Origin of the sequence: Rathayibacter sp. VKM Ac-2857, assembly GCF_013205025.1 — a bacterium.
Taxonomy (GTDB): domain Bacteria; phylum Actinomycetota; class Actinomycetes; order Actinomycetales; family Microbacteriaceae; genus Rathayibacter.
The window spans coordinates 868078-882286 of sequence record NZ_JABMLE010000002.1; the positions used below are offsets into that span (position 1 = coordinate 868078).

The window sequence follows — 14209 nt, forward strand, 5'->3', positions numbered from 1 at the left end:
GGAGTCAGCCGATCGTGTGCGCCGTGATGACCGCCGCGGCCCGCGCGAGGTCCTCGACGACCTCGTCCTCGCCGAGCCGCGGCGACGCCCGCAGCACCTCGACACCGACCGCGTCGTAGCGCTCGTCGACCGCCGCGAGCAGCGCGTTCCCGGAGTCGGTCAGCCGGAGGAGGACGCTGCGCCGGTCCTGCGGGTTCGACACCCGGTCGAGGTGGCCGGCCTTGGCCAGGCGATCCAGCAGCGCGGTGACCGCGCCCGTCGTCAGGGACAGCTCGAGACCCAGCCACTTCGGCGTCAGGCCGGGCGACTCGGCGAGCGCCTCCAGCGCGCCCAGCTCCGAGATGCCGATCCCGAGATCGAGGGCGACCGCGGCGCGGAGGTCGCGCTGCGCGGTCTCGAGCGCCCGCAGCGCCTGCCGGAGGGCCGCGCCGGCGGACTGCGCGCCACCGTCGGCGGGAGGCGTCTTCTCGGGATCCATGCGGCCCTTCTCGCGGTTCGGAGCAGGCTCGGCGCCGACGGATCGGCTGTGCCTACAACAGGGGGTATTAGAACGATTGCAAAGTATCTTTGCCATCAAGTAACTTACTCGACAAGCCAGAAAACACCCCACAGCGAACTGCACGGCAGTTCACCTTCTACCCGATCAGGAGTCCTGTCATGTCGAACCACACCGCAAAGCGCAAGCGCGTCCGCTTCGCCCCCCTCGTCCTCGCCACCAGCGTCGCCGCCGCCGCGCTCCTGTCGGTCTCGATGTCCGGAACCCTCTCGGGCTTCGTCGCCAGCATCACCAACACCAACAACACCGCGGCCTCCGGCTCGCTCGTGATGGAGGAGAAGTCGACCGGCACCACGCCCGTCACCTGCCTCAGCACCGACGGCGGCTCGGTCAGCACCAACACCGCGACCTGCTCGACCATCAACAAGTTCGGCGGATCGACCACCATGGTCCCCGGCCAGACCGTCAGCACCGCGATCACCATCAAGAACACCGGCACCGTCTCGGCCAACACCTTCACGCTGACCCCGGGCGCCACCTGCGCCCAGTCGGTCAACGCCGCCGCGGGCGTCTCCGGCACCGCGACCGACTTCTGCTCCAAGCTCAACGTCGTCATCACCTCCGGCAGCACCACCGTCTACAGCGGCACCGCCGCCGCGCTCGCCGGCACCGCCGCCAAGTCGCTCTCCGCCGCTCCCGTCACCGCCGGCACCAGCACCCCCTTCACCATCGCCGTCACGCTCGACGCCTCCGCCGGCAACACCTACCAGGGCCTGTCCGCCTCGCTCCCCCTCACCTGGACCTTCGCCAGCTGATCGAGCCGGCGTCGATCGAGGCACGCGCCCGGCTCACGCCGATCGAGGCACGCGCCGAGTTCATGCTGATCGCGTAGCCCGCGCAGCGGGCGTATCGAGATCCACCACCGCAGACCGCTTCCCCCGAAGCACCCGCTCCACCCCGAGAAACGCCCCTGCAACACCCGACACCCGCACCCCGGGGGCCGCCCACCCGGGCGGCCCCCTCCCCGCCGAGGAGGTGGACCCGTGACCACGCTGCTGACCCGCCCCGCACCCGCACCCGCCCTCCCCGGTTCCACCGCCGTCCCGACCGGCACCGCCCCCACCACCCCCGGCACCATCCCCGAGCCCCGCTCCCCCCGCACCCCCCGCACCCGCCTGCGCACCCTCGCCACCTGGCTCGTCACCGCCGTGATCGCCGCCCTGGTCGTCGCCGCCTTCCTCTTCCACGCCTCCGGCGGACGCTGGTTCATCGTCCAGACGCCGTCGATGGGCACCGCCGCCCCCGTCGGCACCCTCGTCCTCACCACCCCGACGCCCCTCGAGGACATCCGGGTCGGCGACGTCGTCAGCTTCCACCCGACCACCACCCCCGACGAGACCTACACCCACCGCGTGGTCGACCTCGCGGACGACGGCACCCTGGTCACCCGCGGCGACATCAACGGCGCGACCGACCCGTGGGCGACCGGCGCCGAGCAGCTGATCGGGAAGGTCGTCGTCGCGCTCCCCGGCGCCGGCTGGCTCGCGAAGGGCCTCCCGATGCTCCTCGCCGGCACCGTCCTCGTCCTGCTGCTCACCCGCCTGCTCTCCTCCCCCACCCACCGTGCCGCGATGCGGGTGCTCGGGATCTCGCTGGTCGCCTCGTTCACCGTCTTCGTGCTCCGCCCGTTCGTCGGCATCGTCGTCCTCGAGGCGACCGTGGAGGACGGGCAGACGGACGCCTCGCTCGTCTCGGTCGGCATGCTGCCCATCCGCGTCACAGCGGTCGGCGGCACCGACGTCGACCTCGTCTCCGGCCAGGTCGGCAGCATCCAGGTCCCGGCCAACGGCGAGGACTTCTACAACGTGTCCTCGGCGCTGCACCTGCCGCTCTGGGGCTGGATCCTGTTCGGCGCGCTCTGCGCCGCTCCCGTGCTCTGGACCGTGCTGGTCGGGCTCCCCGCCGGAGCCGAGCCGGCCGGCGAGCACGGCCGCCGCGCCCGCACCGCCGGGGCCGAGCTCACCGAGACCGAGCCCGCGCGATGAGCCGCCACCGCCGCGCCCGTGCGCCGCGCAGCACCCGCGCCGCCCTCGCGGCCGTGCTCGTGGCCGCCCTCTCGGCCGTGCTGTTCCTCGCCCCCGCCACCTCCGGCGCCTATGTCGCCTCGATCCGCAACTCGAACAACACCGTCGGCAGCGCGGCCGCCTTCTTCACCTGCGACTCGGCGCTCGCCGCCGACAGGGGCGACGCGCTGTTCTCGTACACGCTCGCGCAGGCGACCGGAGCGACGACCGCCGTCGACACCGACTCCGGCGCCTACCCCGGCACCTACCGCCCGGCGATGACCAGCTCGCCGACCACCCCGAAGGCCTGCCCGCGCGACGCCGGCGGCTCCTGGCTGCTGAACGGCACGAACGGCTACCTCAGCACGCCGCTGCAGCTGGTCAACCCGACCACTTTCAGCACCGAGATCTGGTTCAAGACCACCGTCGCGGGCGGCAAGCTCTTCAGCTTCAACAGCAGCCGCGACACCGCCGGCAGCCAGTACGACCGCCACACCTACGTCGGCGCCGACGGCCGCCTCGTCTTCGGCATCTACAACAACGGCGTCCAGGCGATCACCAGCCCGAACCCGGTCAACGACGGAGCCTGGCACCACGTGGTCTCCACCCTCTCGCCGACCGCGGGGATGAGCCTCTGGCTCGACGGCGTGAAGGTCGCCGGCAACACCGCCTTCCGCAGCCCGGAGAACACCACCGGCTACTGGAAGATCGGCTACGACACCCTCGGCGGCTCCTGGACGAACGTCGGCCCCGCCTCCTTCTCCGGCAGCCTCCGCTACGCCGCCGTCTACTCGACCGCGCTCACGGCGACCCAGATCCAGAACCACTACAGCGCGGGCCGCTGAATCCCTGCTCCGCCCCGCTGCGCCCCGCACCGCGCCTGCACCGCCCTGCCCTGCCCCGTCCCGTCCCCTCCGCACCCGAACGGATCCCGCCATGACCAGCACCCCCGCGCCCGGCCTCTCCCGCCGCTCGCTCACCACCACCGCCCTGTGGACCGTCCCCGTCGTCGCGATCGCGGCCGGCGCGCCCCTCGCCGCTGCGTCGACCGCCCCCTGCACGAGCGTCACGCAGTTCGCCGCGACGAACGCGAGCGGAAACCCCGCCGTCCTCGGCGCGACCTCCGCCTCCGGCCGCACCTCGACGATCCGCATCACCTCGACCCTCGCCGCGGGCACGGTCGATCTCTCCGGCGGCACGCGCTACAACATGAGCCAGAACGGCTCCGGCTGGGCCGGCAACGCCCCCGGCGGCGTCCCCTCCGAGTACTCCTTCTCGGGCTTCGGCCCGGCGGGCGCGCTCGTGCTCAACCAGCGCCGCGAGGGCGACCTCGCCGTCCTCCCCACCCCGGGATCCGACGCTCAGACCCTGACCTTCGAGTTCCGCGACGCCGACGGCGCGCTCTTCGACCCCGTCGACTTCCAGCTGACGATCTTCGACATCACCTCGAACACCGACGCGAACTCGTGGGTGCCGACCTACTGGGACGCCGTCGGCTTCAGCGTCGCGCCGACCTCGATCGCGACCTCGGGCTCCCTCCCGGGTGACGGGATCGGCACCCTCGCCGACCCCTTCCGCCGCGCGACCGGGAACGAGTACACGACGGCGGGCGTCACCCGCTCCGACACCTTCCACTTCGGCGTCTTCCCCTCGGGCAGCACCCTCACCTACACCCAGCACGACGGCCGTCAGGGCTGGCACTTCGTCTCGCTCACCGACCTCCGCTTCGGCGCCGACGACTGCTGAAGTCGTCCCGGACGCGTCGCCTGCGACGCTCCACTTCCGAGGCCCACGCGAGAGCGTGGGCTTTCGGCGTCTCCCCGCCGCGCTGCCAGGATGAGGGCATGCGCGCTCTCGTCCTCGACTCGGTCCGCGGCGAGCCGGAGGTCCGCGACGTCCCCGCGCCGGTCGCCCCCGCCGACGGCGTCGTCGTGCGGGTGCTGGCCACCGGGCTCTGCCGGAGCGACTGGCACGCCTGGGCCGGGCACGACGACATCGTCTTCCCGCACGTGCCGGGGCACGAGCTCGCCGGCGTGATCGCCGAGGTCGGGCCCGAGGTGCGGAACTGGGCGGTCGGCGACCGGGTGACCGTGCCGTTCGTCTGCGGCTGCGGCCGCTGCGAGTGGTGCCTGCAGGGCGACGCCCAGGTCTGCCCGGACCAGGAGCAGCCCGGCTTCACGCACTGGGGCTCGTTCGCCGAGCTCGTCGCGTTGCACGCGGCCGACACCAATCTCGTCGCGATCCCCGAGGGCGTCGACTTCGCGACGGCCGCGAGCCTCGGCTGCCGCTTCGCCACCGCCTACCGCGCGCTGGTCGGGCGGGCGCGGGTGCAGCCGGGCGAGTGGGTGACCGTGATCGGAGCCGGCGGCGTCGGCCTCAGCGCCGTCATGGTCGCGCACGCACTCGGCGCCCGCGTCCTCGCGGTCGACAGGAACGCCGCGGCCCTCGAGGTGGCGGCGAGCGTCGGCGCCGAGCAGGTCCTCCTCGCCGACGGCAGCGATCTGCCGGCCGCCGTGCACGCGCTCACCGGCGGCGGGAGTCACATCGCCGTCGACGCCGTCGGCAGCGAGCAGACCTCCTCCGACGCCCTCCTCAGCCTCCGCCGCCGCGGTCGGCACGTGCAGGTCGGCCTGCTGCCGCCGGTCGAGGGGCACCCGCGGGTGCCGATGGCGCGCGTCATCGCCTGGGAACTCGACGTCCTCGGCAGCCACGGAATGGCGGCGCGCGACTACCCCGGGATGCTGCGGCTGATCGCGCAGGGCGTCCTCGCCCCGCAGCGCCTGATCAAGCGCACCATCGGCCTCGAGGAGGCGGCCGAGCTCCTCCCCGTCTTCGACCGCGCGAGCCCGGCGGGGATGACGATCATCGATCCCACTGGTCGCGGGTAACCGCTTTCCGATACGCTGGCCGGATCATGCAGCGCAGACGAGACGACCGCAGCCGCCCGCTCGCCGGAGCCCGCCCGTGATCCCGCGGATCGGACTCGTCGGCATCGGCGGCTACGGCGCCTCGCACCTCGGCGCCGTCCTCGCGGCGCACCGCGACGGCCGCGTCCGACTCGTCGGCGTCGCCGATCCGCGCCCTCCGGTCGACGGACTCCTCCCCGACGGCGTCGCGCACCATGCCGACGCGGCCGGCCTCTTCGCCGCCGGCGGCACCGACCTCGTCATCATCAGCACGCCCATTCACACCCACGCGGCGATCGCGCTCGCGGCGATGGATCACGGCAACGACGTCCTGCTGGAGAAGCCGCCGGCCGCCTCGCTCGCCGAGTTCACCGCGATCAGCGAGCGCGCCGCCGCGACCGGCGCCCTCGTGCAGGTCGGCTTCCAGAGCCTCGGCTCCTCGGCGATCCCAGCGATCCGCGCGGCCGTGGCCGACGGCGAGATCGGCGACGTCCTGCGCTACGGCGCCTCGGGGGTCTGGGTCCGCGACGACCGCTACTGGTCGCGCTCCCCCTGGGCCGGCCGCCGCACGCTCGACGGCGCGGTCGTCGCCGACGGCGTCCTGACCAACCCCTTCTCGCACGCGACCGCCACCGCCCTCGCGATCGCCGGCGCCGACCGGCTCGAGGACGTCGTCGACGTGCGCCTCGACCTGCGGCGCGCGAACGACATCGAGGCCGACGACACCTCGGTCGCCGTGCTGACCCTGGCCGACGGCCTGCGGGTCACGACCGCGGTCACTCTCTGCGCCGCGCGGCCGGAGGAGCCGTCCGTCGAGATCGTCGGCACCCGCGGGACGCTGCGGTTCTACTACACCCTCGACGTCGTCCAGCTGGAGCGCGAGGGCCTGCCGCCGCGCACGCTGCAGTTCGACCGGATCACGCCGTTCGAGGGCCTGCTCGCGGCCCGCGAGCTGGGCACGCCGCTGCACGCGGGCATCGAGCGCACGGGCGGCTTCCTCCGCCTGCTCGACGCGGTGATGACGGCTCCGTCGCCGCGCGCGCTGCCCGCGGACGCCTGGCGCGAGGTGCAGGACCTCGAGGGACGCCACCGCGTCGTCGACGGAATCGAGCACGCCCTGCAGGAGGCGCTGCGCCGCGAGACGACGTTCGATGCGCTGGGTCTGCCCTGGAGCTGAGCCCGTCGCTCCTCGAGAAGGCTCCTCTAGAAAGAAGGAGCCCGGTCCGCCGCTCACCCTCCAGCGACGGCGGACCGGGAGTTCAGGGGTGCGCCGCTCAGAGGTGCGGCGACACGGTCTCGGCGAAGGTCGCGACGACGCGCTCGGCCACCTCGGGGTACGCGGTGTCCCAGATCTCCTGATGGAAGATCTCGACCTCGACGTCGCCGGCGTAGCCCGCCTCGACGACCGCGCGGGTGAGCGATTCGAAGTCGCTGACGCCCTCGCCCGGGTAGCGACGGGCGAGCAGCACGTCGGCCGGCAGCGGGGTCGCCCAGTCGCAGACCTGGTAGCTCGCGATCCTTCCCTCCGCTCCGGCGCGGGCGATCTGCGCGAGGACCTGCGGGTCCCACCAGACGTGGAAGGTGTCGACGACCACTCCGACCGCGGCCGCGTCGAACGGAGCGGCGAGGTCGAGGGCCTGGCCGAGCGTCGAGACGACGGCGCGGTCCGAGGCGTACATCGGGTGCAGCGGCTCGATGGCGAGCTGCACGCCCGCCGCCGCGGCGTCGTCGGCCAGCTCGGCCAGCGCCTCCTGCACGCGGGCGCGGGCGCCGATCAGATCGCGCGAGCCGGCCGGCAGACCACCGGCGACGAGCACGAGCGCGGGGGCGCCGAGCGCCGCCGTCTCCTCGATCGCGCGGCGGTTCTCGTCGATCGCCGCGCGCCGCTCCGGCCCCTCGGGCGCGGTGAAGAAGCCGCCGCGGCAGAGGGAGGAGACGCGGAGCCCCGAGTCGGCGACGAGGCGGACGGCCTGCGCCAGCCCGACCTCGGCGACCGGCTCGCGCCAGAGACCGATCGCGGACATGCCCGCGGCGACCGTGGTGTCGAGCGCCTCGGCGAGCGAGGCGTGCTTGATCGTCGCCTGGTTGAGCGAGAGGCGCGGGTCGGCGCTCACGCGGTGACCGCCTCGACGAGGTGCAGCGCCTCGACGCCGCGGGTCACCTCGACGCCGTTCAGCGCGAGCAGCCCGGTCCAGCGGTCGGCCGCGAGCTCCGGCCGCTCGAGCGCACCGGACGCGTTCGCGAGCCGGACGATCTCGGACAGGTGCGGCAGCGAGCGCGCGGAGTGCAGCCCGCCCACCATCGAGAACGACGGCTGGTGGCCGTTCAGCCAGGAGAGGAAGGCGACGCCGGTCTTGTAGTACTGCGTCGGCGCGGCGAAGACCTGGCGCGAGAGCGCCTCGGTCGGGCCGAGCACGCGGCGGTACTCGGCGGTGTCGCCCGCGTCCAGCGCCTGGATCGCGGCGGAGGCGCTCGGCGCCAGCGCGGCGAAGGCGCCGAGGAGCGCGTCCGACCAGCGCGGCGTGCCGTCGGCGTCAGGGGCGCCCTCGATCAGGCCGACGTAGTTGAAGTCGTCGCCGGTGAAGAGGGTGGCGCCCTCGGGCAGCCGGGAGCGCAGCGCGATCTCGGCGTCCGCGTCCAGCAGCGACATCTTGATCCCGCGCACCGAGGCGAGGTTGTCCTCGATGATCCGCTGCACGACCGGGAAGGCGTCGACCGGGTCGGCCGCGCCGAAGTAGCCCTCGAGCACGCTGTCGAACGCGGTGCCGAGCCAGTGCAGCACGACCGGCTTCGTGGCGCGCGCGAGCACGGCGGCGTAGACCCGCTCGTAGTCGGCGGCCGACTCCGCGGCGCGGGCCAGGTGGCGGCTGGCCATCAGCACGACCTCCGCCCCCGCGTCCTCGGCGAAGGCGAGCTGCTCGACGTAGGCGTCGATGACGGTGTCGAGCGGGACGACGTCGTCGGTGAGCTGGTCGGTGTTGATCCCGACCACGAGCGCCCCGCCGACCGAGGCGGCCTCGGCGGCGCTGCGGCGGATCAGCTCCTGCGTCGCGGTCCAGTCCAGGCCCATGTTGCGCTGCGCGGTGTCCATCGCGTCGGCGACGCCGAGGCCCCAGGACCAGACGTGGTGGCGGAAGCCGAGCGTGGCGTCCCAGTCGATCTGGGCCGGGTGGCCGGGCCGGTTCTCGCCGTGCACGAGCGGCACGACGTGCGCGGCGGCGTAGGCGGTGCGCGAGAGCAGCGGGGCGGTGGGCCTCGTGTGCGCGGGAGCGGGCAGCAGCTCGATCGAGCGGGTCGCGCCGTCGGCGCCGAGGAGGGTCAGCCCGCTCACTGGACGGCGCCCGCCTGCGCGAGCGCCTCGGCGTCCGCGGCGGCGTCGAGCGCGGCGACGTCGATCCGGCGGCCCTCGCGCGAGGACTCCAGGCCCAGCTCGGCCAGGCGCACGCCGCGCGCTCCGGCGAAGAAGTCGTACTCGTGCGGCGCGTCCTCGACCACGTGGCGGATGAACTGCTCCCACTGGGTCTTGAAGCCGTTCTCGAACACGTCGTTGACGGGCAGCTCCTGCCAGTCCTCGGCGTAGTCGTGCGTCTCGGGGAGGTCCGGGTTCCAGGTGGGCTTGGGCGTGGCGACACGCGGCTGGATCTTGGCGCCGAACAGACCGACCACGGCCGAGCCGAGGGTGCCGTCGACCTGGAACTCGACGAGCTCCTTGCGGTCCACCCGCACGGCCCAGGAGGAGTTGAGCTGCGCGGTGATGCCGCCCGCGAGGTCGAAGATCGCGTAGGCCGCGTCGTCGGCCGTCGCCGTGTAGGGCGCGCCGCTCTCGTCGACCCGGGTCTCGATGTGGGTGGTCGCCTTGGCGTAGACGCCCTCGATCGGTCCGAAGAGGTTCTCGAGCACGTAGTTCCAGTGCGGGAACATGTCGACGATGATCCCGCCGCCGTCCTCGCTGCGGTAGTTCCAGCTCGGGCGCTGCGCGGCCTGCCAGTCGCCCTCGAAGACCCAGTAGCCGAACTCGCCGCGGACGCTGAGGATGCGGCCGAAGAAGCCGGAGTCGATCAGGCGCTTGAGCTTCTGCAGACCGGGCAGGTAGAGCTTGTCGTGCACGACGCCGTTCTTGATGCCGGCCTCCTTGGCCAGCTCGGCGATCTCGAGCGCCTCGGCGTAGGACTCGGCCGTGGGCTTCTCGGTGTAGATGTGCTTGCCGGCGGCGATCGCCTTCTTGATCGCGGGGACGCGCGCCTTCGTCACGAGGAAGTCGGCGTAGACCTGCCACTTCGGGTCGGCGAGCGCGGCGTCGAGGTCGGTGGTCCAGTTGGTGAGGCCGTGCTTGCCGGCGAGCTCGGCGAGCTTGGCCTCGGAGCGGCCGACCAGCAGCGGCTCGACCTGCACGCGGGTGCCGTCGGAGAGCAGCACGCCGCCCTGCTCGCGGATCGCGAGGATCGAGCGGACGAGGTGCTGGCGGTAGCCCATCCGGCCGGAGGCGCCGTTCAGGATGATCCCGAGGGTGGGGGTGGTCGGCTCTGACACGGTGCGCCTTTCGGAGGAGGGGAAGCGTTTTCCTGATGGTAGCCGCGAAGCGTGCGTCCGGGCAAGCGCTTTCCCGATACCGAACGAACGGCGGTGGGCAGGTCTCGATACGCCCTGCGCGCTACTCGACCAGCATGTGCAGGCCCGCGCCGACGTGCGCTGCCTGCTCTGCATGCTCTGCCTGCTCTGCATGCGTCGCATGCTGATCGAGTAGCGCGCGCAGCGCGCGTATCGAGATCCACCACCGTCAGAACCTCGGCAGTGGCGCGCCTGCTGACGGTGGGTCTCGATACGCGCTGCGCGCGACTCGACCAGCATGACTTTGGCGCACGCCGACGCGCCTCGCGCGCCCCGCATGCTGATCGAGTAGCCCGCGCAGCGGGCGTATCGAGATCCACCCACCGTCAGAACGGCGCAGGTACGTCATCGACCCGAGGCTCCGGCGGCGGGTCCGGCGGCCGCCCGGGGAGCGGGGGTGGACGATTGCTGATCCGCCGGCCGGTCGGGCTCGTCCAGACGAGGGTCCCGTGGTCGTCGACCCGGTCGTAGCTCCACTGCTCTCCGTGCCGCACGTGGTGGTGGGACGCGCAGAGGCTGACGAGGTTCTCGAGCGAGGTCTCGCCGCCGTTGCGCCACTCGAGAGTGTGGTCGGCCTCGGCGGTCGAGGCGGGGCAAGTGCAGCCGGGAAATCGACATGTCTGATCCCGCAGCTGCAGGTGGAGACGCATCTGGTGCGGCGGGACGCGCCAAGTGCGACCGACTGACACGACGGCTCCGGTGTCCGGATCGGTCAGGACCCGGGTGAAGGACGCAGCCGTGCGGATCAGCTCGCGCGCGATCTCCGCGGGCACCGGGCCGTAGCCGTCGAGGTCCGCGGGGGCGTCGTCGAGACCCACGGCGGCGGACGCCGCGAGCGTGAGCCGCACCTCGGCGCGGATGCCGGGGACGAACGTCAGGTCGGGCCGGTGCTCGCCGTTCGGCGTGGTTCCGGCGATGTCCCCATCGCAGAGCAGGTCCAATGCCGCGTCGGCGCTGAGCTGCTGGAGGGTCCGGGTATCGCCCTCGTCGCGGAGAGTGCGGGCGATGCGGCGCAGCCTGTCGTAGGCGCCGGAGACGGCAGGCGCCGACCCGTACACGCAGAGCGTCGCCATCCCATCGACGTCCGGGGTGACCCACACGGCGCGGTCCTCGCAGGCGCGGGCGTGCCGTCGGGCGAGCGGATCCTCGTGCAGTTCCTCGCGCCAGCGCCCCAGGGCGCGGCGCAGCTGCGTCGTCGTCATGATGAGAGCCCCGCCCGCTGCGCGCTCGTCGAGTGCGGAGCGGGAGGCCTCGGGGAGGCTGCTCGCGGCTCTGCAGATCGCTTCGCAGGCATCCCAGAGGATCCGGCCGTCGCGCAGCAGTGCGCGGGTGAGCGGAAGGTGCTCCATCAGCAGCTGCGCGGTCTCGAGGCGGCGGGAGACCTCCTGCTCGGACACGCCGAGCGTCACTGCGAGCTCGGCTCGGATGGAGCGCTCGACTAGGTCACGGGTCTCACTCCGGGACGCGCCCCGCGCGAACGCCTCCGGGACGGCGATCGCGACCCGGTAACCGCGGTGCATCCGCTCCGCCGCCCGCAGGCGCGTCGGCGATGCAGCGCGCTCGGCGGCCGCGGAGTCGTCGAAGCAGTCGCGCACCTCCGCGAGTGCCGCCGCATTCTCATCTTCTGGCATACGAGTATTGAACCAGGGACCACCGACATCGGGGCGGCGTGCTGAGTCGATCGGGGACAGAGCCATCGGACCGGGGGCTGGGGAGGAGGCTTGCCCCGAACGTCTCGGCGAGGGTGGGTCTCGATACGCCCTGCGGGCTACTCGACCAGCATGAACAGCCCTCCGGGTCAGCGTCGGTCTCGATACGCCCTGCGGGCTACTCGACGAGCATGCAAGGACTGCCGGCGGCGGCTGCTCGACCAGCATGATTCGGACCATTCCCGGACGAGGCCCAGCACCTGCATGCTGATCGAGTAGCCCGCGCAGCGGGCGTATCGAGATCCACCACCCTCGAAGCAGGCGTCTACAGACCTGCCCTTCAGGGGACGGTGGGTCTCGATACGCCCTGCGCGCTGCTCGACCAGCATGGACGGCGCTGCTCGACCCGCAGAGCCGGGGCGGCGCGCGCTACGCGGCCGGCGCGGCTCGCCGCGGCGTGCTCGCCCGCAGCACGACGCGGGTCGGCAGCTCGACGGACGCGCCGTCGGCCTCGTCGCCGAGGGCCGCGGCGACCGCCCGCTCGCCGAGCGCCGCGAGCGGCACGGCGACGGTGGTGAGCCCCGGGTGCACGTCCTCCGCGATCGGCGCGTCGTCGAAGCCCGCGACGCCCATGCCCGCGCCGGGCTCGACCCCGGCCGCGCGCATCGCGGAGGCGACGCCGACGGCCATCAGGTCGGTCACGGCGAAGACCAGGTCGATGTCGCCTGAGCGGCCCGCCAGCAGCGCGGCCGCCGCATCGAACGCCCCGTCACGGGTGAGCGGTGCCTCGACGATCAGACTCGGATCGACGCTCACCCCGGCCGCAGCCAGCCCCTCGAGGAACCCCGCGACCCGGTCCGACGACGTCAGCACTGCCTCCGGACCGCGCACGATCGCGCAGCGCCGGTAGCCGGCCTCGGCGAGCGCCGCGGCGAGCGCCCTGGCCCCCGCCCGGTTGTCCACCTGCACCGAGGGGAACGGCAGCCCGCCCTGGCTGATCATCGCGACGCGCCCGCCGGACGCCTCGTAGGCCTGCAGCTCGGCGATCAGTGCGTCGCGGTGGCGGTCGGCGGCGAAGCGGCTGCCCGCGAGGACGATCGCCCGCGGCCGGCCGCCGCGCAGCGAGCGGACCAGGCCGAGCTCCTTGTCCGGGTCGCGGTCGGTGACGGCGATCCGCACGTCCAGCCGCGCCGCGTCGGCCGCGCCGATCACCCCGGAGGCGATGCCCGAGAAGTAGGGGTCGGTGATGTCGCTGACGAGCAGCGCGATCGTCGAGGTGGTCCCCCGCGCCACGGCCTGCGCCGCCGGGTTCGCGGAGTATCCCAGCTCGGCCGCGGCCGCCTCGACCCGTTCGCGGTACTCGCCCTGCACCTTGCGGGCGCTGCCGTTCAGCACCCGCGACGCGGTGGCGAGGGACACCCCCGCCGCACGGGCGACGTCGTGCAGCGTCGCGGCGGCGGTCGTTCGTCGTGCTGCCACGGTGCTCCTCGGGGTCCGGCCGCGGCTTCCCGCGCGCTCGCCAGTGTACGGAGGAGCCCGGGGTACGGAGGAGCACGGGATACGGAGGAGCGGCACGGAAGGCCGCCGCGCTCAGCTCGCGTCGAGCGGCGACACCCCCGTCAGCTCCACGGCGCGGTCCCAGAGCCGGCGCGCGGTGTCCCGATCCCGGGCGGCGCGGTTCGGATTGACCTGGCGCGGCGCCCCGCGCACCTCGCCCAGCCCGCCGGGTCCGTAGTACGCGCCGGAGCGGGCGTCGGGCGAGGTCGCCGCGAGCAGCGTCGGCAGCGCCCCGTCGTCGCCGCTCTGCCCGAGGGTCCGCATCATCGCCCCCATCAGCGCGCCCTGGCCGGCGGTGGAGTGCGTGTGCAGCTCGGTCACCGACATGCCGGGGTGCGCGGCCATCGAGCCGACGCTCGATCCGGCCCGGCGCAGGCGACGGTGCAGCTCGAACGAGAAGACCAGGTCGGCCAGCTTCGACTGCCCGTAGGCCGGCCACGGGCTGTAGCGGCGGCGCTCCCAGTTCAGGTCGTCGAAATCGAGCGTGCCGAAGCGGTGCGCGAGGCTCGAGAGCGACACCACGCGGTCCGCGATCCGCGGCAGCAGCAGTCCGGTCAGCGCGAACGGCCCGAGGAAGTTCGTGCCGAACTGCAGTTCGAACCCGTCCGCCGTGCGCCCCTCCGGCACCGCCATGATCCCGGCGTTGTTGACGAGCACGTCGATCGGCCCGGTCGCCTCGGCGAACTCGCGCACCGAGGCGAGGTCGGCGAGGTCGAGTCGCCGGACCACGACGTCGCCGCCCATCTTCTCGGCCGCCCGCTCGCCCTTCTCGACGGTCCGGCAGGCGAGGACCACGCGGGCGCCGTGCTCGGCGAGCGCCCGCGCGGTCGCCTCCCCCAGTCCGCTGTTCGCACCGGTGACGACGAACGTCCTGCCGGTCTGGTCGGGGATGTCTGCGGCGCTCCAGGAGGTCATCCGCCCACCCTAGAT

13 protein-coding genes are annotated in these 14209 nt (G+C 73.3%); 6 read left to right on the forward strand and 7 right to left on the reverse strand.

Annotated features, from left to right (window positions below):
* Positions 1-4: 4 nt before the first annotated feature.
* Positions 5-478 (reverse strand): MarR family winged helix-turn-helix transcriptional regulator, encoded by a 474-nt coding sequence (locus tag HQQ86_RS11310; RefSeq protein ID WP_173288169.1) that lies wholly within the window; start codon positions 476-478, stop codon positions 5-7.
* A 179-nt stretch (positions 479-657) separates the two neighbouring features.
* Between HQQ86_RS11310 and HQQ86_RS11315 the strand changes: the two genes are divergently transcribed.
* The 6 genes from HQQ86_RS11315 to HQQ86_RS11340 all read left to right on the forward strand — a co-directional run bounded on the left by HQQ86_RS11315 (position 658) and on the right by HQQ86_RS11340 (position 6642).
* The gene (locus tag HQQ86_RS11315; protein WP_173288170.1) at positions 658-1311 is read left to right on the forward strand and encodes a hypothetical protein; all 654 of its coding nucleotides are present in this window, start codon (positions 658-660) and stop codon (positions 1309-1311) included.
* A 228-nt stretch (positions 1312-1539) separates the two neighbouring features.
* Positions 1540-2541 carry a signal peptidase I gene (locus tag HQQ86_RS21765; RefSeq protein ID WP_173288171.1) on the forward strand — a complete coding sequence of 334 codons (1002 nt, stop codon included), beginning with the start codon at positions 1540-1542 and terminating at the stop codon, positions 2539-2541.
* Positions 2538-3404, forward strand: a complete 867-nt coding sequence (locus HQQ86_RS11325; protein ID WP_173288172.1) for a LamG domain-containing protein — start codon at positions 2538-2540, stop codon at positions 3402-3404. Before HQQ86_RS21765 ends, HQQ86_RS11325 begins: the two co-directional genes overlap by 4 nt.
* Positions 3405-3495: 91 nt before the next feature.
* Positions 3496-4305: a hypothetical protein gene (locus tag HQQ86_RS11330; protein WP_173288173.1), complete on the forward strand. Its 810-nt coding sequence runs from the start codon at positions 3496-3498 to the stop codon at positions 4303-4305.
* A 98-nt stretch (positions 4306-4403) separates the two neighbouring features.
* A complete protein-coding gene (locus HQQ86_RS11335; RefSeq protein WP_173288174.1) occupies positions 4404-5447 on the forward strand; it encodes a zinc-dependent alcohol dehydrogenase family protein in 1044 nt (347 codons plus the stop codon).
* Positions 5448-5523: 76 nt separating this feature from the next.
* On the forward strand, positions 5524-6642 hold the full coding sequence (locus HQQ86_RS11340; protein WP_173288175.1) for a Gfo/Idh/MocA family protein: 1119 nt from the start codon (positions 5524-5526) through the stop codon (positions 6640-6642).
* Positions 6643-6739: 97 nt separating this feature from the next.
* On the opposite strand, the gene HQQ86_RS11345 is transcribed toward HQQ86_RS11340, so the two are convergent.
* The 6 genes from HQQ86_RS11345 to HQQ86_RS11370 form a co-directional block, all read right to left on the reverse strand.
* Entirely contained in the window at positions 6740-7579 is an 840-nt protein-coding gene (locus HQQ86_RS11345) for a sugar phosphate isomerase/epimerase family protein (RefSeq protein WP_367948623.1), read from the reverse strand.
* Complete coding sequence (locus HQQ86_RS11350) at positions 7576-8796, reverse strand: DUF993 family protein (protein ID WP_173288176.1); 1221 nt, start codon at positions 8794-8796, stop codon at positions 7576-7578. Before HQQ86_RS11350 ends, HQQ86_RS11345 begins: the two co-directional genes overlap by 4 nt.
* A complete protein-coding gene (locus HQQ86_RS11355) occupies positions 8793-9938 on the reverse strand; it encodes a Gfo/Idh/MocA family protein (RefSeq protein WP_216845492.1) in 1146 nt (381 codons plus the stop codon). Before HQQ86_RS11355 ends, HQQ86_RS11350 begins: the two co-directional genes overlap by 4 nt.
* A gap of 461 nt (positions 9939-10399) precedes the next feature.
* Positions 10400-11704 carry an HNH endonuclease signature motif containing protein gene (locus HQQ86_RS11360; RefSeq protein WP_173288177.1) on the reverse strand — a complete coding sequence of 435 codons (1305 nt, stop codon included), beginning with the start codon at positions 11702-11704 and terminating at the stop codon, positions 10400-10402.
* 447 nt (positions 11705-12151) lie between these two features.
* Positions 12152-13201 carry a LacI family DNA-binding transcriptional regulator gene (locus HQQ86_RS11365; RefSeq protein ID WP_173288178.1) on the reverse strand — a complete coding sequence of 350 codons (1050 nt, stop codon included), beginning with the start codon at positions 13199-13201 and terminating at the stop codon, positions 12152-12154.
* 111 nt (positions 13202-13312) lie between these two features.
* Positions 13313-14194, reverse strand: a complete 882-nt coding sequence (locus HQQ86_RS11370; RefSeq protein WP_173288179.1) for an oxidoreductase — start codon at positions 14192-14194, stop codon at positions 13313-13315.
* Positions 14195-14209 lie beyond the last annotated feature (15 nt).